28 protein-coding genes are annotated in these 19298 nt (G+C 52.5%); all 28 read right to left on the bottom strand.

Going from position 1 to position 19298, the window contains the following annotated elements:
- The gene (locus QMZ65_RS02945; RefSeq protein WP_283215345.1) at window positions 1-858 is read right to left on the bottom strand and encodes a hypothetical protein; all 858 of its coding nucleotides are present in this window, start codon (window positions 856-858) and stop codon (window positions 1-3) included.
- Window positions 855-1166, bottom strand: coding sequence for a phage baseplate plug family protein (locus QMZ65_RS02950; protein WP_283215346.1), 312 nt, complete (start codon window positions 1164-1166; stop codon window positions 855-857). The genes QMZ65_RS02945 and QMZ65_RS02950 overlap by 4 nt, the downstream gene beginning before the upstream one ends.
- Entirely contained in the window at window positions 1166-1972 is an 807-nt protein-coding gene (locus tag QMZ65_RS02955; RefSeq protein WP_283215347.1) for a hypothetical protein, read from the bottom strand. The genes QMZ65_RS02950 and QMZ65_RS02955 overlap by 1 nt, the downstream gene beginning before the upstream one ends.
- Window positions 1972-3810, bottom strand: coding sequence for a hypothetical protein (locus QMZ65_RS02960; RefSeq protein WP_283215348.1), 1839 nt, complete (start codon window positions 3808-3810; stop codon window positions 1972-1974). Before QMZ65_RS02960 ends, QMZ65_RS02955 begins: the two co-directional genes overlap by 1 nt.
- Window positions 3810-4004 (bottom strand): transglycosylase, encoded by a 195-nt coding sequence (locus QMZ65_RS02965; protein WP_283215349.1) that lies wholly within the window; start codon window positions 4002-4004, stop codon window positions 3810-3812. The genes QMZ65_RS02960 and QMZ65_RS02965 overlap by 1 nt, the downstream gene beginning before the upstream one ends.
- A 14-nt stretch (window positions 4005-4018) precedes the next feature.
- Window positions 4019-4423, bottom strand: coding sequence for a hypothetical protein (locus QMZ65_RS02970; protein ID WP_283215350.1), 405 nt, complete (start codon window positions 4421-4423; stop codon window positions 4019-4021).
- Between the two features lie 8 nt (window positions 4424-4431).
- On the bottom strand, window positions 4432-4872 hold the full coding sequence (locus QMZ65_RS02975) for a phage tail fiber protein (protein WP_283215351.1): 441 nt from the start codon (window positions 4870-4872) through the stop codon (window positions 4432-4434).
- Between the two features lie 12 nt (window positions 4873-4884).
- The gene (locus QMZ65_RS02980) at window positions 4885-6363 is read right to left on the bottom strand and encodes a DUF3383 domain-containing protein (RefSeq protein ID WP_283215352.1); all 1479 of its coding nucleotides are present in this window, start codon (window positions 6361-6363) and stop codon (window positions 4885-4887) included.
- Window positions 6364-6903: a phage neck terminator protein gene (locus QMZ65_RS02985; protein WP_283215353.1), complete on the bottom strand. Its 540-nt coding sequence runs from the start codon at window positions 6901-6903 to the stop codon at window positions 6364-6366.
- Window positions 6900-7271: a hypothetical protein gene (locus QMZ65_RS02990; RefSeq protein WP_283215354.1), complete on the bottom strand. Its 372-nt coding sequence runs from the start codon at window positions 7269-7271 to the stop codon at window positions 6900-6902. The genes QMZ65_RS02985 and QMZ65_RS02990 overlap by 4 nt, the downstream gene beginning before the upstream one ends.
- Window positions 7268-7720 (bottom strand): hypothetical protein, encoded by a 453-nt coding sequence (locus QMZ65_RS02995; protein ID WP_283215355.1) that lies wholly within the window; start codon window positions 7718-7720, stop codon window positions 7268-7270. The genes QMZ65_RS02990 and QMZ65_RS02995 overlap by 4 nt, the downstream gene beginning before the upstream one ends.
- 2 nt (window positions 7721-7722) lie before the next feature.
- On the bottom strand, window positions 7723-8166 hold the full coding sequence (locus QMZ65_RS03000) for a DUF4054 domain-containing protein (RefSeq protein ID WP_283215356.1): 444 nt from the start codon (window positions 8164-8166) through the stop codon (window positions 7723-7725).
- A 2-nt stretch (window positions 8167-8168) separates the two neighbouring features.
- The gene (locus tag QMZ65_RS03005) at window positions 8169-8498 is read right to left on the bottom strand and encodes a hypothetical protein (RefSeq protein WP_283215357.1); all 330 of its coding nucleotides are present in this window, start codon (window positions 8496-8498) and stop codon (window positions 8169-8171) included.
- Window positions 8499-8500: 2 nt separating this feature from the next.
- Window positions 8501-9535, bottom strand: coding sequence for a major capsid family protein (locus tag QMZ65_RS03010; RefSeq protein ID WP_283215358.1), 1035 nt, complete (start codon window positions 9533-9535; stop codon window positions 8501-8503).
- A complete protein-coding gene (locus QMZ65_RS03015) occupies window positions 9535-10017 on the bottom strand; it encodes a structural cement protein Gp24 (protein WP_283215359.1) in 483 nt (160 codons plus the stop codon). Before QMZ65_RS03015 ends, QMZ65_RS03010 begins: the two co-directional genes overlap by 1 nt.
- Before the next feature lies 1 nt (window position 10018).
- Complete coding sequence (locus QMZ65_RS03020) at window positions 10019-11338, bottom strand: DUF2213 domain-containing protein (RefSeq protein ID WP_283215360.1); 1320 nt, start codon at window positions 11336-11338, stop codon at window positions 10019-10021.
- 12 nt (window positions 11339-11350) lie between these two features.
- On the bottom strand, window positions 11351-12037 hold the full coding sequence (locus QMZ65_RS03025) for a phage head morphogenesis protein (RefSeq protein ID WP_283215423.1): 687 nt from the start codon (window positions 12035-12037) through the stop codon (window positions 11351-11353).
- Between the two features lie 52 nt (window positions 12038-12089).
- Window positions 12090-13613 carry a DUF1073 domain-containing protein gene (locus tag QMZ65_RS03030; RefSeq protein ID WP_283215361.1) on the bottom strand — a complete coding sequence of 508 codons (1524 nt, stop codon included), beginning with the start codon at window positions 13611-13613 and terminating at the stop codon, window positions 12090-12092.
- Complete coding sequence (locus tag QMZ65_RS03035; protein WP_349306763.1) at window positions 13613-14953, bottom strand: PBSX family phage terminase large subunit; 1341 nt, start codon at window positions 14951-14953, stop codon at window positions 13613-13615. Before QMZ65_RS03035 ends, QMZ65_RS03030 begins: the two co-directional genes overlap by 1 nt.
- Window positions 14954-14968: 15 nt before the next feature.
- The gene (locus tag QMZ65_RS03040; protein ID WP_283215362.1) at window positions 14969-15514 is read right to left on the bottom strand and encodes a terminase small subunit; all 546 of its coding nucleotides are present in this window, start codon (window positions 15512-15514) and stop codon (window positions 14969-14971) included.
- 3 nt (window positions 15515-15517) lie between these two features.
- Entirely contained in the window at window positions 15518-15721 is a 204-nt protein-coding gene (locus tag QMZ65_RS03045; RefSeq protein ID WP_283215363.1) for a hypothetical protein, read from the bottom strand.
- Window positions 15721-16659 carry a collagen-like domain-containing protein gene (locus QMZ65_RS03050; RefSeq protein WP_283215364.1) on the bottom strand — a complete coding sequence of 313 codons (939 nt, stop codon included), beginning with the start codon at window positions 16657-16659 and terminating at the stop codon, window positions 15721-15723. Before QMZ65_RS03050 ends, QMZ65_RS03045 begins: the two co-directional genes overlap by 1 nt.
- A gap of 70 nt (window positions 16660-16729) precedes the next feature.
- Window positions 16730-16927 (bottom strand): hypothetical protein, encoded by a 198-nt coding sequence (locus QMZ65_RS03055; protein ID WP_283215365.1) that lies wholly within the window; start codon window positions 16925-16927, stop codon window positions 16730-16732.
- 209 nt (window positions 16928-17136) lie between these two features.
- Window positions 17137-17421 (bottom strand): hypothetical protein, encoded by a 285-nt coding sequence (locus QMZ65_RS03060; protein WP_283215366.1) that lies wholly within the window; start codon window positions 17419-17421, stop codon window positions 17137-17139.
- A 169-nt stretch (window positions 17422-17590) separates the two neighbouring features.
- A complete protein-coding gene (locus QMZ65_RS03065) occupies window positions 17591-17941 on the bottom strand; it encodes a DUF7940 domain-containing protein (RefSeq protein ID WP_283215367.1) in 351 nt (116 codons plus the stop codon).
- Entirely contained in the window at window positions 17938-18408 is a 471-nt protein-coding gene (locus QMZ65_RS03070; protein WP_283215368.1) for a lysozyme family protein, read from the bottom strand. Before QMZ65_RS03070 ends, QMZ65_RS03065 begins: the two co-directional genes overlap by 4 nt.
- Window positions 18405-18635, bottom strand: coding sequence for a hypothetical protein (locus tag QMZ65_RS03075; RefSeq protein WP_283215369.1), 231 nt, complete (start codon window positions 18633-18635; stop codon window positions 18405-18407). The genes QMZ65_RS03070 and QMZ65_RS03075 overlap by 4 nt, the downstream gene beginning before the upstream one ends.
- Complete coding sequence (locus QMZ65_RS03080; RefSeq protein WP_283215370.1) at window positions 18632-19042, bottom strand: hypothetical protein; 411 nt, start codon at window positions 19040-19042, stop codon at window positions 18632-18634. Before QMZ65_RS03080 ends, QMZ65_RS03075 begins: the two co-directional genes overlap by 4 nt.
- Between the last annotated feature and the right edge of the window lie 256 nt (window positions 19043-19298).

Raw genomic sequence — 19298 nt, forward strand, 5'->3', positions numbered from 1 at the left:
TTATTGCCTTACTGCAGATATCTGAGCAGAGCTGGCCTGGACAATGGTTGACCATGGCCCCCCCTCAGTCCAGGTTGAAAGGTGATGCTTTGCTGAGGTGATCGTATAAATTCCACTGGCGTTCTCTAACTCTGTGTTGAGTTGAATGCGCCTTCCAATAACAAATAAGTTACTGAATATACTCTGGAAATAAACACCGTAATTGTTGAAAACTGGATAGCCAAACAACCCCGTTTCTTTCGATACCAAAGGTTTGACGTCATCCACCTCGCCAGTCTGTGGCCAGATGTAAATCACACCAATCCTGTTGTCGATATTGAAACCGCAAGCCCTTGCGACCTTATTCATTTGCTCAATGGGATCACCATCGAAATAAGGGTTCAGGAGGGGGTAGGACACGCCATTATTAACGACAGTGAAGCCAATGCTTTTAGCTATGGAAGTAATGATGTCCGCAGCGTCAACGCCACCTCTTGCGCTGAATGGAGGGGCGGTTATTGACTGGTCAAAGCCGGTTGCAAACGCGCTTACAATAAGCGGCGCGTCTGGCATCTGGTTCATGTCAGCAAAGCAGTTTGTTATGGAGCCGAAAAATATGGGATTACCATCCGCCCACACCTTCATCATGTTCTGTTGTGCGCCATTCCACTGAACGCCTTTGTAGCTCAACTTTGACATCAGTTTTAAGCTTAGCCCGAATATTCTGGCCTCAAGAGTCGTTCCTGGTGATCCTCCATACGCCCCGACCTCAACTTCAGCCTTAACGTTATCAATGGTGAGCGTGTCATTGCCCTTGTCATCAAATGAGCCGGACTTAAGCTTAAACTCGAATTTAAGGCTGCGTTTTTTGTAGGTCATGCTGCGGCACTCATTTCATCTGCGGTGGCGTAGAAAAGAAGGAAGCGATCACCAAGACCATCATAAACAGGGTCGTCACTACCCTTGGTATCAGCGAAAAACAACTCGCCACTGAAGCCAAGGTATGGATAGCGAACCAGGCGATTACCGTTCAGGCAAGCAACGCCCTGCGCAATCCACAGGTCATCTATGCCGATGTCTGCAAACAGACCAGTAGCCCGCTGATAGATGCGCAGAGTCACCGTCTGGTCACCCAGCCTTACCGTCATCTCCTGCGCCTTAATGGCCTGCAATGTGATCGTCTGCATCAGGTGATCGCCTTAACCAGTTCGGTGACGGTGGATGAGAGTTTGTTGATTGCTGACGTAGCGGCACCATTGATTGATGCCGTGGTTGTCTGCGTTATATTGCTCGCCACCGACGACACCTTATTCGCTACAGTCGTGGCAGCGCTGGAAACAGAGTTTTTCAGGCCGGTAAGCGCTGACGAAACTCCGCTCTGAGTCGCTTCACTTGTTGAAGAATTCACCTTCTCAGTGACAGCACTGGATGCCTGACTGGTAGCATTTGAGGTGGTCTTGCTCTGCGCCGTAGTGCTGGTCAGAGTGACTTCAGCCTCCTCCAGTACAGACTGGAAAATAGCCTCCACCGTTAGCAGGGTGACATCGCGATCTGATGTTCGGTAGTTGTAGCGCACCAGGTCGTACTTTTCATACGTGGTGTCAGGCGTCTCGATATCATAGGTGACTGCATCAGCCACCATCGCATCGAGAGAAGCCAGCATATCGGCTCGACTCGTCAGTGAGAAATTTGTGAGGTTTGGCAGTGAGCCGGATAATCCAGACCATCCCTCAAGCACGAACAGGACGCGAATAACCGGCGGTCTCTTCACCTTGTTATAAGAGCTGTAAGAACCACTCTCGATAGGTGCAGACACCACCGATGCATCAGCACCATATTCAATGCCGAGGAATGAGGAAGGGCTAACAGCCTTTCCTGTGCCGTTGTTGAAGTAGATGCCGTAGCTCGGGCTGATAATGCTGTTGATGACAGAAAAAATGCCGCCACCCTGTACGGCATTCAGTAGCGTTGTTTCGTTCAGAGAAAAGTTCATTATCCACCCTGCCCTGACATAGATGGAACGAGGAGGCTGTTGCGGCTTATGCTGCGTTTGACATCCTGACCTAGCGCGTCAACGTTTCCAGCGCTGCTCTGCACATTCATCTCACCGATGTGAATGCTTGTCCCGTTTTGCTGCTGCATTGCAGATTGTCGCATGGCGGTAGCTGTTGAACCGACCTGAATACCACTCATGATGTCCTGGTCGGTCACGTAACCTTTACCATTCTCATGGTTGATGATTCCCCGAATCAGCTTAAATATCGTGCTCTGGTCATCGCCAGATATCGTCTCATTTGCACCTTTACCTGTGGCACCAACCAGTTGCTGGATGTAAGAAGCAACGTTGTTACCGTCAGATGAAGGTGCGTATTTGTTGACGATTGATTCGATAGTGTTGATGCCGCGGCTGAAATACAGCTGAACCTGACGATGCAGTGCAGAAATACCTTCTCGCATACTCCCAAATACCGCAAATCGGCCATTTTCACCGCCTTCTTTGGTAGCTCCAGACTGACCGGCATAGTTAAGGTTGCCGGGGTTATTGTTTCTAACCCCTCGCGGTAGTCCAAGCAATGCGGGGAATCCTGAGTTATTAATTGCATCCTGCGCGGCCTGCTGCTGAGGTGAAAGAGCAAGTTGGGAATCTCCGCCAGTGACGGTCTTCCACCATCTTGTCAGGCGATCGGTAATCGTATCTCCTGATGACAGGCGCTTTTTGTCTTCTTCTTTCATTCTGTCAACAAGGTATGTTCCAACATCCTTACCTTGTTTTTTAGCATCATCCTGAGCCTCACCGATCTTATCCCATGAGCTAACCGCCGCCATTGCAGCCAGGAGCGGGCCAAATCCTCCGGTCACACGGGTGATGCCAGAAAGCATTTTAAGAGCCCAGCTACCCGCTACAAATGCCGCAAGTATTTCCAGAGCGTTCTGCCAGCCTCCTACCGCATCGACAACCTTGTTGATTTCATCAGCTGAGTCAGAGAAGAACTTTTGAATTTCAGGCCCATGCTGCGTTATCCAGATGCCAAGCTTCTCAATGAGCGGGATAAGCTTTTCCACATAAGGGATGACAGCCTCATACAGCACCTGAGCAGCAGCCGAGAAGTTCTGTTTCATCTCTATCAGGCGGCGATTGAAGTCCTGCGCCTTTTGCGTGGCATCCTCAGTTGCTCTGGAAATCTGCGCAAAGCGATCGGCATCGGTAACCAGTCTGCCATTCGTTAGTGCCTGCTGAGTCTGGTTGTCGAAACCAAACATACCACCGAAACGGCGCTGTGCATCCTTACTCAGTTTTCCCCAGTTATCCGCAATCTTGCGCATAACCTGTTCGGAGTTGTCATTCTGGAAATCGAAGTTAGCGCCAGTCGCACCAGCGAAGGAGGATAGCGCCTGCCAGAGAGGGTTATCCTGACCACCACCAGTGCGAATCTGCGTCAGCACGTTCTGGAAGCCAGAAAGCGTGCCAGTCATCTTCTCCGCACTGGAGCCTGCCGCCTCTGCCGCCCGCTGCCAGCCATCAAGAGACTTGGCGGACATATCGAGTGACTTGGAGTTAACCGCCAGTTGCTGCAGGTTATCCGTCATCCCAGTGACGAAGTTCTTAAACCCCTGAATAGACAGCGTGACGCCAACCAGCGCCAGTAGCTCAGTGCGGATCGAGCCAAAGAAAGAGGCCGCTCTTTTACCTGCGGCCTCCATATCTTTTGCGGTCTGCTCCGCCTGCTTGCGGGTGTCATCTAAACCACCCTTGATATCCTTCTGCCCCTTCTTAAAGCCTGAAGGGTCAAGGCCAAGCGTTACAACCAGAGAGTCGATAATCGTTGGCATTACTCACCACCCTGTTTATTAGCCACCATCCGGTTGTAGTTATCCACGGTAATTATCTCCAGCCACCACCATAAATCCTCTACGCCCAGCGTCGTGCTGAGTTCCGTCAGGGAGCACTTCCCCGACGAAAGCACGGTCGCAATGGTTTTTGGTACGTTCACATAATCAGCCAGGCCAATGATGGTCTCGCTCATTATCGGGGGGATATCTAACTGGCGGCGGCGGTGAAAAAATCGACGTGAAGCTTGAACACTTCCATGCGGAGTTTGAGTCGCGTGGCGATCTCTTCGATATCATCATCAATGAGTTTGCGCTTAATGTTCTGGTTGCCGGAATCGGGCACCATCTGCACGCAATCCATCAACTCATCGAGAAGCGGCTTTGCTTCCTGCGGGGGAATCTGTGAGACCATTTTCAGGCCCGTTCCCGCCATTGCCGCAATGCCCATATCCGCGAAGTTATCCGGCAACTCAACGCCGCTGCGAGCCATCGCCATTCCTGCGCGGATTGCCCACCACTCAGCCTGAGTCGCGGACATCTCGCGGATGAAGAAGGTTTTGCCAAGGTCGCGGCCTTTACCCTCTTCGGTGTAATAAATCTCTTTACGTGCCATGAGGTGCCTTAAGCAGTGTAGGAAGCGCCGGTGACCGACTCCCAATTTATTTGGAAGGTCTGAGCAGCCAGAACGCGCTGTGCGTCAGGGATTGCTTTAACGCGCTGCAGGACGCCATTGACCAGCGTGTACTTGCGGCTGATGGCAGGCAGGATGATCGTCGCGTTGCAGCGGAATACTGCTTTCGACGTCAGCGAGGTAAGTTGCCAGGTCTCGAAGATGTCTCGGCTTGGGCTGTCAGGCATGATGGTGATCGTCTGAAGGTATTCTCCGAAAACGAAACCGGCAGAAAGCTTGCCATCTGCGCCACGCACGGTGGTTGCCATTTCAGTGTCGCCGAGCGCAAACATTGCGTCAGCTGCATACCCTTCCAGCGTTTGTGCTGATGGGTACAGGTTTGTGACAGTGAGAGCGAAAATAGCGTCAGCACTGGTGATGGTATTAGCCATTTAATCCGCTCCTTACTGAACTTCAATTGAGGCGAGAGTGATTTTCTGCACTGCACCGCCATCGCAATACCAGAATGTCATGGTCGGGCTGGTGCGGTCTGCGCGCTGCTGAGCGGTAGGGTCTGCGATATACAGATACCAGCCTTTTGCCAGCAGGGTAGCGCTTACGTCAGTACCCACTGCATTCATGATTTCTGATTGCTGAGAGCTGGACAGCGTCACACCGGTGCGGATGCCGCCAAACAACACACCCTGATTGATGGTGTCTGCGAATCCGGCTTCGATGATGGCCTTGCCGCGTGCGTTGTACGGGATTGAGCGGTTTGACTGCAGCGTGATGATTGCATCCTGCATCAGATTAGCGTTGAGCCAAATTTGGAAGCAGAAGCTGTCGAACCACTTGAAGTCACCAGTAATGGTGCCGTCAGCCCAATAGCTTGTTGAGTAGTTATTGGCTGTGTACGCGCCGTAGAAGTTGTATCCGTTCGCAATCAGCGCATCGTAATCACTGGATGACGTCACGCTTGCTGTCAGTCCAGAGTTAGAGCGGAACTTAGCCGGCACGCGGCCTTCCTGACGTGAGAAATCCAGCGCTGCCGCATAGCCAAGCATTGAAGCTGCATGAAGGTGTGAGCCGTAAACAGGCACTGAGTTGGCGTAATCATTCACTGTGATGATCTGATAGGCCAGCGTCTCGGTGCTGCCTGAAACCAACGCTGCGCCTTCAGTCGTACTTGGCACATAGCCGAAACGGAAGTTCTGCGAGTTAGTCCACGCTGCGAAAGCCAGGTGCTGGTCATTGGTCGCATCAAATGCGGTGGTGAAGATTGCCCAGTCCTGAGACTTATCCAGCAGAGCGATAAAGAAGTCAGTCGGATTCTGCAAATCCGCACCCTGAGAAAGCACAGCGCCGGTTGCGGCGGTGAGTTTCAGGTCTGTCGCGATCGCACCGGTTGCGTAAGTAATGGTGCTGCCCGCGCCAGTGGTGTCAGATGCGATTACGAAAGCCTTTTGTATGGTGTCGTATGTCACCACTACGGAGTTGCCGATCGCTGACTCAATCAGGTCAGCCGCTGCCGCAAAGCTCGTTGCGCCGCTCAGGTCGATATTGGTTGAAGCGTGTGAGGTGCCATCGACGGTGATCGTCAGGACGCCACTCATCAGTTTCAACTGGTCAAGCGTGACGCTCGCCATGGATGCAGAGCGCAGCCAGGCAGAAACTGGCGCTGTGTTGTACTGACCAAACAGCAGGTTGCCCGGCTTCTTGGTTGAGTTGTCATAGCCGTTGAAGTAAATGGTCGCCATCTCATATTCGTCAGATGCGCTACCAAAATATTTCGCCACATCCTCTTTGGTGGAGAACGTAACGACATTACCCACCGGTGCATATGTGCTTTGGGTGAGGATAAGACCATTCAGATCAACCGCGTTGCCGCCAGCAGCGAGCACGCCAGGGTTAATCTGGACATCTTTTGTTAACGGAATTGCCATTTATGAATTCTCCGGTGGGAATTTCAAATCTGCGGCGACTACGCCGACTTGTATGCTGTCCATGAAATCCAGAGGGGTGGCTATCACGGCGTTAAATTGCGCGATGAAATCAAGCGTCCAGCGGTTTTCATACTGCTGCTCGGCGTTAATCATCGTAGTCTGATGCGGCTCACCTGCGTAAAGCGGGGTCACCGGCATGTTGTTTTGTCTGAACCAGTTCGCGGCGTACTCTGAGCGGATCATGGTGCCGACAATCGATGCCATTTCCGGGGCGGTGTCGCCGTAGAAATCCAACTGGCAACGCCACTGGTTACTGCGCTGAGTTTGCTCACTACCCTCTCCCACGCCGGGGTCGTTATAGGCGACACGGTTGGTGGACAGTCCGGTGATATACATCGGCGTCATGGTTATGAAGTCTTCATTCGGCATCGGCACAAGATTTTCCTGCGCCAGAAAAACCTCTACGTCGACGAGAGACAATAAAAAACCGCGCAAGGCGGTCGTTAAATCATCCTGTTTGATGCTGATAGTTGCGCTCATGTGCTCACCTGCAGCGTTACCGCGAAGGCGCACCAGTCAGGCCACTCTTCCAGAGGTTGAGTAATCAGCCACGTTTCTCCGTTCACAATGAGCTTGTCGCCGCCCTTTTGCTTGGGTCGGTTGACGCCTTCAAAGTTACCGTTCACGTAGGCTTTCTTTTTGATGCCCTGCAGGTTTAGCCCGTCAATCTTCATCAGGTCGGTGTAGCTGAGTGCCTGCAACTGCACCGTGACATCCTGTTCACTGTAAGCAGGAACGCGATGACCGGCGGCATCGGTGGTGTAGGTGCCAAGGCTAACCATCATCACGCCCTGAACATCAGGGTTAACTGTGGTGATAGCGCGGCGCACAATGCCGTGAAGGTTCATACGCCGTCCTTAACGTCATAATCGACAGAGTTGAGCATGTGCCCGGTTTCAATAAGCGGCTTATCAAACCCTTTTCTGTCTATAGTGGATTGAGCCAGAGCGGGGTCTATAAGCTCGCGAATCGATTCCTGCAGCTGAGCCTTTATGTGCTCTCCCATGAGAGGAAGAAACACCTTTGGGTCATAGCCTGAAGCCATAGCCACCTTTGAAAGGTCACTTCCCCAATCGGGTGACTTGGCGGCTATCATGCGACGAAAGAATGGTCGCGGCGGTCTGTTCATGCCCGGGTCGCCAAACTCGTTAGCAGCGGTTACCAGTGGCACCGGCGTTCCATCGGGATAAGTTGCACCCTCAAGAAATCCAACGCGCAGTGTAGCCCCGCCACCTAATCGCTCGGCAATCTCAGCTAATTTAGCCTCAAGTGCAGCGCCACCAGAAAAGCTTGTCATAGCTACCTCCGGTAAGCGCCTCGGCGATTGTAGTGATAGGGATACATTGAAGGAGACGCGCCAGGCAGGTAACGAATCGTTCTGTAAGGCAATGTCGCCTGCCAGTACAGCGCACCATAAGGCGTCTGCATGTACCACCATGAGGAGGCGCTGGATGGGCCAGCGTCAACCGAGACAGACACAGAACCTTCAGATGCGCTCGTTACCCGCCCAACTAACCCTGAGGCCGCTTGCCCGTTTACGCCGCTTGTGAGGGCAGTAATATGGGCAACCAGCATATTCAGGAATACCGCCCGCTGATCAACATCAGTGATAGGGCTTGTATCGGTGTTGTTCAGGTAAATCGTTGCCTTAACGAAGTTCGCATTCAGCAGCGAGTCACTTACGGTATCGAATTCCGGGTAACTTTCGCGGAACGCCGCGACATCAAAAACAACGATCGCCATGATTACTTACCGTCTGATTTGGTAACGCCCGGTGCCGGGTTGTCCTGAGGCAGGCCTTCGAGACCGGATTTAACATCACCGTTCTCTTTTGCCTTGGACTCGGCGCTGTTGGTTTTGGCCTGCGCAAACACCAGTTCGTTTTTTACGTAAGGCTGGTCTTTGTGCTGCTCAACCCACTTATCGAAGGTAGCTTTGTCGACGTTTTCAGTCAGACCATAACCACCAACGATATTGGACGCGTTTGCGCCATTCAGCACGATAGGCTGTGCACCATCAACATCCAGCACAAGGCCATTTGGTAGCTTACAAGCCACTGTGACTACTTCAGCCATGATCAGACTCCTAACATTGTGGCGATTGCCAGCGGTTGACGGATGATTGCACCCCAGGTGCCGCCAGATTTTTTCTGCTTCCATGATGACTCTTCAGTCACCACCGCGTGCGCACGCATCTTCTCAGTGAAAGCGGCGTAAGCGGTGTCCTGCTCGCCCAAGCGATCTGCAATCAGCTGAACCATCTCACCTGCAGTGGTTGAGTACTCGATAGCAGTCTCAATCTTCAGGTTCGGGAAGTTCTTCTTCAGCAGGTCAGAGACGTTCACGTTATACATGTTCGTCTTAGCCAGGTTTACAGACATGGCCGGAGACATCGCCAGCGTCATCGGTGTGCTCATATCCAGCAGACCTTTAGTCTGGGATACCAGCTGGCCGAAAAGTTTCAGGATGTCGTCATACACAGCCTGACCATCTTTTGTTGACCAGGTAACGCCGCTACTGGTGCCGGTTGCATTTGGCGTGATTGATGCAGGCAATGACGGATCGTTAAGCAGGCCGTAGTTCTGCAGGCCAGCGATGCCGTAGAAGTAGGATTTGTTCTGGAACTTGTTCAGCACCAGGGCAGAAGCAACGTTCAGCTCAGCCGCATAACCGATACGCGCTGCACCGTACATATCCAGTTCGCGCTCACCCCAGCGGGTGTGAGTCTGGTAGTGGTAAGACTGGCGCGGCACCCAGTTCACGTTCGCGGCGGTCATACCGTTGTGGTTGTAGTCGCCGTATGAACTGGTTTCACCTGCAGATTCCACGATCGGGAACTGAGCGGTAAGAGTTGTCCAGTCACCTTTCTTCACTTCACCGATGATTTCTGCTGCTTTCATCGGGGTTACCAGTACGCGGATCAGCTCAGGGTCAACGTAGTTGGTGAAGTAAGCAGGGATACCTGAGTTACCGGTGGTAACCATGGTTGGCTGAGCATCCATTGCCAGAGAGTAATTTTCTGCGAATTCCGGCTTCAGGTACTCTTTCGCGCCCGGCAGCACGATGCCGTACTTGCCGCTGGCTGCGGCGTAGTGCTGTTGAAACTTATTCATTAGTTGCTCCAGGTGCTGATTTTGACCAGTTCGCCCGCTGCTGCGACACTGCCTACTTTGAATGGGGTTTCGACGTAACCAGTGATGGTTGCGCCAGCGGCACCAGTCTGAACTTCACCAGTGGTCAGGGATGCAAACACTTTCTGACCGCGAGTAGCAGCGGTAGAGGTGCGCGCCCAGAAGTCACCCGCAACCATCAGGGTTACTTCGCGACCGGACTGGATAACGTTTGACGCTGCGCCCAGCCAGGTGGTGATGACAGCCTGACCGTCACGATGCACGAAACCAGATGGTGCGCCGGTGCCGGCATTAGATGCCACGCCGCTAACGTCCCATGCAAAGCGACCGATGGTAAGGCCATCTTCACCTGCTACCAGAGCAGCCTCACCAGCCAGATAGGTGGCATGTTCATTGGTGCTCGCAAAGCCACCTTCAACGCCCGGTGCCGGGTATTGATTAATTACGCTCTGAAATCCTGACATCTCAGTAACCTCGTTTCAGTTTGCCAGCGGTCGGGAACTCTTTCTCGAAGTCGCTGATGGATGCGGCATCCTGGGCCAGTGGAGCAGGACGTGAGTTTTCTTTGTGGCTGATAGCCTGAGCCACCATTGCGCGGAACGCAGAAGGATGGACGCCTTCGACATCAACGCCGTGCTGCTCGAGCGCGGTGCGGTAGACATCTTCAGCAGAGTCCATTGCTACCAGGTCGCCAACCAGTGGCTTAACGTCCTGCTCGGCCTGACGTACCAGGCGGAAGTTTTCAGCGGCTTTCTTCGTGGCGCTATCAGCAGCCAGTCGGATAGCGGCATCCATAGCGGGTTTATCCACTTTTTTGTCCTTATCGTCTTTGTCGTCGTCTTTATCTTCATCAGCAGCAACGGCAGGTGACAGAGCGGCAGCAATCTTGGCGATCAACTCTTCAGACACGCCTGCTTCACGCAGCGCAGCCATGATGCCTTCTTTGTCATCGTCGCCACTCACCTTCACCTCTTCGTCAGGCTCAACGCCTTCAGATGATGCTTCGATGATTTCAACCAGTTCCTCCGGCTCAAGCTCCATGTCGGCAGCCAGTGACGGTTTGTATTTGGCAGTAATGGCCTGCGCGATTGCCTTCGGTGTTTTGTGGGCATTCAGGATGGCCGTCAGGTCTTTCGGGGCTGCATCCTGAGCCAGTCGCGGCTTAAGGATCGCTCCCAGCGCTGCACGAATGGCTACGCCTTTGCGGTCTAACTTCATGTGTTTAAACTCCTGTGGGAGAGAATCGCCGACGACTACGTCAGCTCCTGCGCGGCCGGTTTCGACCAGTGCAACGTGGTTCCCGACGATGTCACGCATCACGCCTTCGTACTCATCGCCTTCAGGTGATTCGCCGGGAGTCATGTCAGCCCTGTACTGGTACGAGGACGACAGTTCTTTCTGCTCTTCCGTCTCAATGCCTGCGATAGCCGAGTTATCCCAGATGGACAGACCATTGGTCAGATATGTGCCATCGAAGGAAGCGCTTGAGTGGGTAGAGCCAACCCGGTATTCACGCGGCGGGTCGCCGGGAAAGTCGGGGGTGTGAATGCAGAGGATCGGAATGTTGTTGAATGTGTCGGAGGCTTTCTTCAGTTCATCAGGGTCGCGGTACAGCCGGTAGATTTTATCGGGGTCTAGCCCCAACTCTTCGTGGCCGGGAATCTCTCGCCCATAGTAGGGGCAGACATTCGCTTTACTGATGTTGCTGACTGAAACCTGAAGCCTGCCGACATGATCGAGTTTGCGCACGGATGCGCGGTCAAACGCTAACCGTTCGATAGTCATGTGTGTTTCCGATTAATTAAGTCCGGGAATGACCGGCGACCATGTGCATCGGCAGTTAATCTCCTCACCCGGAAGAGTCCACTTACCATCCAGATAAAGCCCTTTAGACAGGTCGAACTTCTTACCATCTGCTTTGACGTGTGATGGTCTTGGCTCTTTACCAGCGTGAGAGTGCCGCCAGATGCCCTCGGTGATACCGAGTGACTGCTGCCTTGCTGTCTGCATAACTGCGGTGGCTTTGTTGTTCTGGTCACGTGCGATGAGTGCTGCTCGGCGGCGGGTTATGCCGTAACGGCGCTGTAGATCATCAGTCAGCGTCGAAAGGTCACGCCCGCGGCTGACCGACTGCATCACCAGCGTTTGCACCTGCGTTAGATACTGCTCAGGGATACTGGTAATCAGGTTGATGTTTTCAGTGATGCTGGCCTGCAATGCGTTATTCATCGCAGGCGTCATCTTGAACTGCACTGTCATGCCAGCAGTCTCCAGCGCGTTATACAGCGACACGTCAGAGTTTTTCATGGCATCACCAGCAAATCGCTCTGCAATCTTTGCGGCCACATCATCGAAACGCTTCTGCCAGCGCCTGGCTAATTTCTTCATCGCGTCACGCATAAACACCGCCGGGGATGCGTCCATTGCCATTGCGCCTGATGCCCGGTAATTCGCACGAAGCCAGTAAGTCACCGAGTCGTTCATTTCGGTGATGAGCTTATCCAGCTTCTTGCGATACCAGGCTTCAACGCCTGCGTTAGGCCTTGTCGGGCGGATCGTCTTCGGACTCGGTTTCTTCGTCTTCGTCGAAGTCACCTTCTTCGATTTCAATGCCATCGCTTAAGTCCAGTGAGTGGTAAGGGCTTTCCGGGTCATCGGCAATCTTCTCGCGCACCTCGTTGGCAGACAGTGCGCCTGCTGTGATGTAAACCGCGTCAGTGTCAGCGTCAACCTTGCGGATGTCCGCTTTCTCTTTCGCGCTCATCTCAAACAGCGGCTCGAACTCGAAATAAATATCGGGGTCGATGTCACCAAACTCGGATAGCTGAATAACGTCCATCACGCGCTTCAGGGGCGATTTGAACATTGCCTGCTGCAACGAGTGGATGTAGTCGTAGAAAACGCGAATCTCGCCGTCTGACGAAGCATTCAGGCCATTGGGAGTAATGCCCAGCAGCTTAACCAGCGGGATGCCGGAGACTGACGCCATATGCTCCTGAGACTGAGCCTGCAAGACATCGAGGCCAGACAGTGGGGCATTGACGAACTCAACTGACTCCTCGTTATCCTGAGCGTTGTTTTTGGCAAACACGCCACGGTTATCGCGGGTGCGGTTGAACAACTCCATGCGGTTGATCAGTTGCTCAGCGCCATTGCCCATCAGCACCTGCGCCATATCAGTGCCGAGTACCGGGATACTGAACGAGTGGATCATGTCGCTGACGCTGTCACGCGTGCGCAGCCAATTGTTCACGTAAGGCTCTGCCATCTGCACCAGTGAGAGCCCACGGAAGTTATACGAGGCTTTCAGCAGGTCTGGCACCTGACGCGATACGAAGTCAATCATGCGGCTTGCATGTACCGTTCTGCCCATCACAAACCATTCTGTCGGCTTGTAGAAGTCTGGGCTGAGCGGGTTCTGCGCGTTATAGATGCCGGGATAAGTCCAGACAGGCTCAATCACCTGCAAGCCTTTCAGGCTGCCTTTCGGTATCTTCTTGTCGCTGATGAAAAGCTTGCTTTGCAGTTCAGTGTCATCAGTCCAGGCTGAAACATTTTTCGGCGACAGGACATCGATATAAATCTGTCCGCCACCAAAGTAACCATCATGCTCAGCAGCCTCTTTGAACTTCTCACGCACCTGAAATCGTTCCAGCGCATCGACCAGTTGCTTAACGCGCTCTGACTTGTCGTCATCACCAACGGTTTTCAGCTTGATCCACTTGCGCGTCATTTCCTCAGCGATGGTGCCCACCATCTTGCGATATTCTGGCTTCTGCGCCATTGCCGCGAGATAGGGGTAGCCGGGGAATGAATCCAGTGTGCCGTAGCCCATCGGATAGGCATCATTCATCATGGTGTAATCGGTGGAGTCCATTGCAAGAATGGCTTTCTCGATCGCTGCAGGGATGACGCCTTTGGGTGGGGTGTACTGCTGGAACTCTCTGGCTTGTTTTCCGGTCACCGAGGCAACCGCCTCTGGCTTGATGTTCATCACCGACTTTTCAGGCGGCTTCACCGGCTCAGGCGCAGCGATTTCTTTTTTCTTAAACCACCACATTAAATTCTCCCGAGTTGGCGTGGGTCGATGACCATTGGCTTCCTGATGAGTGGGGCGAACGCCATAATCAATGAGTCAGCCATGTTTGGTGATGGTATCCCGCGTTTCTTCATGTCTTTCTTGCTCTCCACCTTCACCTTACCGTTGCCGTCATAGTCCACCCATGGGCGTGACAGTTCAGCCTTGAGGTATTCAAGTTTCGGGATGGCAGAAGAGAGGCTAATCAGTTCGTCAGGTTGGTATTCGAGGGTGCAATTCGGATCTCCTTTACGCGCCTCAACACTGCGCCATGTCTTGTAGAAGCGATCGCGCACGCTCCACCACGCCTGAGCCTTGATGTTGGCGAACATGTCTTTGTTCTTCTTCCCGGACATATATTCAGACTCAGGATGCAGAACAGCGCCACCGGCATTGAATCCCTGAATGTTGATTTTTGCTATGCGTCCTAACTGAGCCTTAACGCCAGCACCAACACCAATGGAGTCATAGATGATTTCATCGGCTTTCTGCTGCTCGGAGTACAGGTTCACGCGGTTAGAGGATTCAATCACATCGCCTCTGTCCCACTCCTGCACATCAATGGCTACAGAGCCATGGCGCAGAGTTGTCGCATTGCTATCCTCACCCTCATCTGCCACATCGAAGCCAACGCGCTTCTCGCCAGCCACATCGAAGCCAAGAAACTTGTGAGCATCCACAGCAGCCGCAATCCAGGATGGTTTGATAATTGCCATGTCACTATCAGCAACCGGTTCGCCTTCCCAGATATGCAGGTACAGGTCATAGTCTTTGCGCTTGCACTCCTCCATCTCCAGCCTCAGAACGTCAGGGAACCATGGGTTCTCGCTGTAGTTCACAGTGAGGAGGCAGATGTCATCAGGAGGCGCAATTACGAAGCGCTGGTGTGTATCGTCGAGGATGTTCTTAGGGTTGTAGCTGACCCAGATTTCAGAGCCAGGCTTACGAATGGTTGGGATCAGGATATCCCATGACTCTTTGGAAACTGCCTCGGCTTCTTCCATCCAGCAGATGTCGATGCCTTCCAGTGATTTAATCTTCGTCGGGTTGTTCTTGATGCCATAAAACATGAACTCACTACCGGTAATCAGGTGGCGAATACTGGCGCGCTGCACCTCAAACTCAGCCTGATACCCCTCGCGGTTGATTGTGTCATCAAGTAATCGGATAACCGAATCACTGATACTGTTCTGCAATTCGCGGGCGCAGAGAAAGCGATAAGCACCCCGCCTGGCTATCTCTACCAGTAAGCGTGCGATCGTCCAACTCTTCCCTGACCCGCGTCCACCTTTGCGACTTTGTAGCGCGATGGCTTCACGAATGGCCTGAAGATGGGATTAATTGCCGTCATCGTCGAATAGCTCACTGAGGGATTTGTTTAGGTTCAGGCCGATTGTTCCGCCATGCTCGGTTTTCACATTCTCTTTGAATGCCTGCACTGTGACGTGCTTCCCGAGCAGCTCGAGGTTCTTGACCTTGTCAGGCCATTTAATTTTTTTGAGGATCGTTTCCATATCCTCATCGTCTTTGCCGCCCCACTTAATCTCGCTGATGTCCAATCCAGACAGCGTGGTGCGCCAGACTTTAGGCCACTCCCAAATCTGTTTGAGTGAGCCGTCATCCTTCAATATGTCCAGCACGTCCATCTGGTCTATTTCAACCAAGCGGCGCAGCACATACGCAGCATCAATACCAACCTCTTCGTTACGCTCAGACTTCAGTGCAGTGATGCGATCCTGAACCATAACATTTGATAACAGACGGCTTGATTGCTCTTGGGCGGTCTTCTCGCTGTAACCCGCCCTGATAGCTGCCTGAGTGGCATTGAGGTCTTTCAGGTACTCACGGGCAAACAGCTCTTGTTTGTCGGTGAGCTTTGCCATTTATTACTCTTCTTTGATTGTCTCAATTACGAATGCGCTCAGCTTTTCAAGGCTAAGGTATGTGCGCCTCAAGCCTTCCTCATCACTAAGAACAAGGAAGCCATTTAATATTTCTGGATTTGGCTCTTTTTGATAACCAACCGATACCAATGTTGAGACATTTTCATACGCTGAAATCTTCCAGTGCTTAACTACGCTGACCATCATCAACTCCCAATCACGAACATCTGGAACTTGGCACCCGCTGCGGCATTCTCAAACGGACCTGTCGACAGAAGCAGCGTTCCGCGAGACTGATAGACCAGCACGTTACAGCCAGTCGTGGTTATATCTGACGCCTGAGCGAGGAAGCATTGCACGCCATTCCATATCGTTGAGGGCTGAACAGCAGGTGGAGTGGTGTATGTTTTGGCAAACTTGATGGCAACCTTTGTACCGGCAGTGACTACGGTTCCTGATACATACTCAAAGTTGATTGGTGTTGCGTTTGTACCCGCAGCGCCTGTATCTCCTTTCGGACCCTGAGCACCTGTTGCCCCAGTCGCACCGGTATCACCTTTAGCTCCTGCAGGTCCGGTAGCTCCAGTGTCGCCCTTTGGCCCCTGAATGCCCTGGTCGCCTTTCGCGCCAGTATCACCCTTGAGACCTTGCGCTCCTGCTGCTCCCGTATCTCCTTTGGCACCAGTGGCACCTTTAGCGCCCGCGACTCCAGCATCGCCCTGGTCACCTTTCAGGCCTTGCATACCCTGAACGCCCTGAGCGCCAGTATCGCCTTTGTCACCCTTCGGGCCGGTTAATCCGGTTGCGCCAGTTTCACCTGCCGGGCCAGTGTCTCCGGCGTCACCTTTCTCTCCAGGTTGCCCAGCATCACCTTTTTCTCCGGTAATACCTTGTGGGCCAACATCACCCTGCAATCCCGTTTCTCCGGGGATTCCCTGAATACCTTGCGGGCCCTGTGGCCCCATCGGTCCTGTATCACCCTTTACAGCAATGCCAGAATCAACAATCCCGGCCGCATCGCGAACCTGCTCTGGTGTTTTGGCTGCCAGCATGGCCATAACTGTTGGGCTTAAACCGGATATCTGATCGAAACTTGGCTGCATGTCAGTCGGGTAACCGCCAGTGCTGATTAATTTCTTAGCCATCTTTCGCTCCCTGTTTTATCGGTAAGCATTATCAGAGCCACCTGAAAAAGGTGATGGCTCTTGTAATGTCTTACAGGTATTTCTGAGCCAGTGCTTTCAACTCGTCTTTCGCTGCACTACCAAGCTGAGCAACACCCTGCTCAACAAAGGTGAATGCGGCTTCAAAGTCTTTCACGCCTGTCTTTACTTCAATGACTGGTGCCGACTGTGCTACTTCTGCTGCGGGCTGTGGATCTACTACTGTATCAGTTGCGGTGATATCGCTCACGGTGCTTTCCTTGGTTGCTGGCTCAACTTTGGTGAGAAGCCATTTAAGGGGATTGAACATTCGTTTTGTCTCCGCAGATGCGGTCCCAGGTATCGTTATGGGTGTTTATCGCCCTGACGGTGCGGACATCCATAACCTTGTAATCGTCGCCATGGGTGTAGATGGGTGAGAACAGTGTGCAGGATGAGTCAACAACCTGTGTCGGCTGGTTAGTCTGCTGAGTTGTATTTCGACTGCTGCAACTTGTCGCGAGCAGCACTATCGCTAATGCTGGAATTAATCGACTGAACATTCTTGGCGATCTCCGTGTTCTCACTTTGCTTTTTGGCTACCGCTTCAACCTGGCTCTTATCTTTTTCAGCAGAAGCCACATCTGCTTTTGCCTGCGTCTGGACTGTGCCAACTCTCTTACCTCCGAAGTAACTCGTCAGTAATGCGGCCACCACTGCCAGAGCAGCGAGGATGTAATTCCACCAATTAGCAATCAAGCTCATGGCTTTGCCTCTTTAAGGTAATCAGCCTCAGCAGTGCACAGCTTGCAAACGACCCGGCGTTTATATCCGTGAAAGTTATAGTTGCATAGCAGGCAGTAGCACATGTATTGGCCGTTTTCATGAGATGCATCCTCAGGAAAACTTCGTGGGTCAACAGGCTCTAAATTCTTCACGGCTGTTTGTCCTGTCTAATCTGGTCTGCTTTATCCTTCAGCTTATTCTGCCTGACGTACTGAGCCAGCACCGCAAGCACCATCATCGTTGGGCTGATATACCCAAGAAGGTGGGGAGGAATGAAGCCTTTCAGGTCGGGCGGTAGTGAATTCCACGCCTCGAGCGCGGCATTCGGGAATTGCATCATGTAGCCGGTAATGGCTGCTGATATCGCACCCAACCAGACTGACCACGCCTTAAATAGCAATCTGGCGTGAGCAACGAATTCCAGTGATGTGTATTTGCGGATCAGCAGCAGCGAGATAATCATCAGGGAGATAACAATTAGCCAGGTGAAGAAGCTCATATAAGCCCCTTGTAGATATCGTAGTTTCCGGTTCGCATCACATCTGCATGCCGCTTAGCCCGGGAAGGAGACTGCGTTTTGGCCCATGAGCTGTTAAGCATCTCATTGGCTGCGCTGGTGAAGTCTGCATTCGAAATGTAAATCAGAGATTTTTTGAATTTAACCAGCCCCGGAACGCCCATCTGATAGGCCATAGACTGGAGAACATCCTGTCGAGCTGGATTACACTGCGCCAAAGCGGCAACAAGGCTTGGATATTGCTTCATTTCGTTCAGCATTCCAGTGACGATGGAGAGCTTCCATACGTCACCTACCTGCTTAGGTACGGTGAAGATGTAATTCGCCAGGCTTGCCCCTTGCGGTCCAATTTTAATGCCGCCCGCCACGGTAGGATATCCAAGCGTATCGAGATACGGCTTTTCTCTATAGCCTTCCTCGAAATTCATGATCTGAATAATCTGTGTCATCGATTCTGATCCTCTTTGATGTCGCGGTTTATCTGCTGGGGTAGCTGGTCAACTTTCTGCTTAATTTCATTAACCACTTTGTCTCTTGCCTCTGTCTTGGGCATAAACTCTGACCGGGCAAGGAAATATCCCGATGACATGCCCCCGAGGAAGATAGCCAGTGAGGTAAGCAGAACAATCAGGACGGTGCGCAATGTCACCGGACGGTCATCCAGTAATTCGGTCATCGCTCAACCCTCAGTGAATTTCTAAGCTCTACTACCTGTTTGACCAACTCAAGGTTGGAGGCTGTTAGCTCGGAAACCTGCTCTTTAAGTAAGACGTTTTGCTCTTCGAGATGGCGCTGAGATTCCTGGATGAGCCGCAGTGATGTTTTTGTCTCTGCTATTTCCGCCCAGTACTTTCGGATCGTCTCATCTCGCTGCTCTATCTCATCACGGAGTTCTTTGTTTTCAGCCTTGGTGGCCTTCAACTCATCAGTGAGGAACTGGAGCATGTTGATCTGAGAGCGGTCATTGGCGTTACTCGCCTTTCCGCTTATCCAGTACCGGGAGAATCCAAGAACACCTGCGGCACACGCAGCCAGAGAGCTACCTGCCCCAATGAAAAACTCTTTAGTGATTTCAAAGTCCATAGCCGTCTCCGGCGATTCGGGAGAACCGGCCCATTGCTGTGTAAAAGACGCCCGATGCCACACAGGATAACGAGGGATGTTTGTTTGATTGGCAGGGGCGAAAACGAGAAAGGTCAACTCTGTGGCTGACCTTTGAATAATCTCACGCAATCGTAAAAGTGCGTGATTTTGAGATTTGGTGCTGTGGTGGCGACCCTTGCATGCCGCAGTAACGCCGTTTCCCTCCAGTCCGCGCTCTGACTGTTACCCCTGCGCA

This window comes from Pantoea sp. EABMAA-21 (assembly GCF_030053335.1).
Classification (GTDB): domain Bacteria; phylum Pseudomonadota; class Gammaproteobacteria; order Enterobacterales; family Enterobacteriaceae; genus Pantoea; species Pantoea communis.

Coding starts and splice junctions, on each gene's coding strand:
- QMZ65_RS03040 (WP_283215362.1), bottom strand. CDS start 15,514: ATGGCAAAGCTCACCGACAAACAAGAGCTGTTTGCCCGTGAGTACCTG.
- QMZ65_RS03015 (WP_283215359.1), bottom strand. CDS start 10,017: ATGTCAGGATTTCAGAGCGTAATTAATCAATACCCGGCACCGGGCGTT.
- QMZ65_RS02975 (WP_283215351.1), bottom strand. CDS start 4,872: ATGGCTAATACCATCACCAGTGCTGACGCTATTTTCGCTCTCACTGTC.
- QMZ65_RS03010 (WP_283215358.1), bottom strand. CDS start 9,535: ATGAATAAGTTTCAACAGCACTACGCCGCAGCCAGCGGCAAGTACGGC.
- QMZ65_RS02985 (WP_283215353.1), bottom strand. CDS start 6,903: ATGAGCGCAACTATCAGCATCAAACAGGATGATTTAACGACCGCCTTG.
- QMZ65_RS03050 (WP_283215364.1), bottom strand. CDS start 16,659: ATGGCTAAGAAATTAATCAGCACTGGCGGTTACCCGACTGACATGCAG.
- QMZ65_RS02995 (WP_283215355.1), bottom strand. CDS start 7,720: ATGACAAGCTTTTCTGGTGGCGCTGCACTTGAGGCTAAATTAGCTGAG.
- QMZ65_RS03000 (WP_283215356.1), bottom strand. CDS start 8,166: ATGGCGATCGTTGTTTTTGATGTCGCGGCGTTCCGCGAAAGTTACCCG.
- QMZ65_RS02970 (WP_283215350.1), bottom strand. CDS start 4,423: ATGGCACGTAAAGAGATTTATTACACCGAAGAGGGTAAAGGCCGCGAC.
- QMZ65_RS02990 (WP_283215354.1), bottom strand. CDS start 7,271: ATGAACCTTCACGGCATTGTGCGCCGCGCTATCACCACAGTTAACCCT.
- QMZ65_RS03030 (WP_283215361.1), bottom strand. CDS start 13,613: ATGTGGTGGTTTAAGAAAAAAGAAATCGCTGCGCCTGAGCCGGTGAAG.
- QMZ65_RS03075 (WP_283215369.1), bottom strand. CDS start 18,635: ATGACCGAATTACTGGATGACCGTCCGGTGACATTGCGCACCGTCCTG.
- QMZ65_RS02965 (WP_283215349.1), bottom strand. CDS start 4,004: ATGAGCGAGACCATCATTGGCCTGGCTGATTATGTGAACGTACCAAAA.
- QMZ65_RS02950 (WP_283215346.1), bottom strand. CDS start 1,166: ATGCAGACGATCACATTGCAGGCCATTAAGGCGCAGGAGATGACGGTA.
- QMZ65_RS02955 (WP_283215347.1), bottom strand. CDS start 1,972: ATGAACTTTTCTCTGAACGAAACAACGCTACTGAATGCCGTACAGGGT.
- QMZ65_RS03060 (WP_283215366.1), bottom strand. CDS start 17,421: ATGAGCTTGATTGCTAATTGGTGGAATTACATCCTCGCTGCTCTGGCA.
- QMZ65_RS03005 (WP_283215357.1), bottom strand. CDS start 8,498: ATGGCTGAAGTAGTCACAGTGGCTTGTAAGCTACCAAATGGCCTTGTG.
- QMZ65_RS03070 (WP_283215368.1), bottom strand. CDS start 18,408: ATGACACAGATTATTCAGATCATGAATTTCGAGGAAGGCTATAGAGAA.
- QMZ65_RS03080 (WP_283215370.1), bottom strand. CDS start 19,042: ATGGACTTTGAAATCACTAAAGAGTTTTTCATTGGGGCAGGTAGCTCT.
- QMZ65_RS03025 (WP_283215423.1), bottom strand. CDS start 12,037: ATGAACGACTCGGTGACTTACTGGCTTCGTGCGAATTACCGGGCATCA.
- QMZ65_RS03065 (WP_283215367.1), bottom strand. CDS start 17,941: ATGAGCTTCTTCACCTGGCTAATTGTTATCTCCCTGATGATTATCTCG.
- QMZ65_RS02980 (WP_283215352.1), bottom strand. CDS start 6,363: ATGGCAATTCCGTTAACAAAAGATGTCCAGATTAACCCTGGCGTGCTC.
- QMZ65_RS03045 (WP_283215363.1), bottom strand. CDS start 15,721: ATGATGGTCAGCGTAGTTAAGCACTGGAAGATTTCAGCGTATGAAAAT.
- QMZ65_RS02945 (WP_283215345.1), bottom strand. CDS start 858: ATGACCTACAAAAAACGCAGCCTTAAATTCGAGTTTAAGCTTAAGTCC.
- QMZ65_RS02960 (WP_283215348.1), bottom strand. CDS start 3,810: ATGCCAACGATTATCGACTCTCTGGTTGTAACGCTTGGCCTTGACCCT.
- QMZ65_RS03020 (WP_283215360.1), bottom strand. CDS start 11,338: ATGACTATCGAACGGTTAGCGTTTGACCGCGCATCCGTGCGCAAACTC.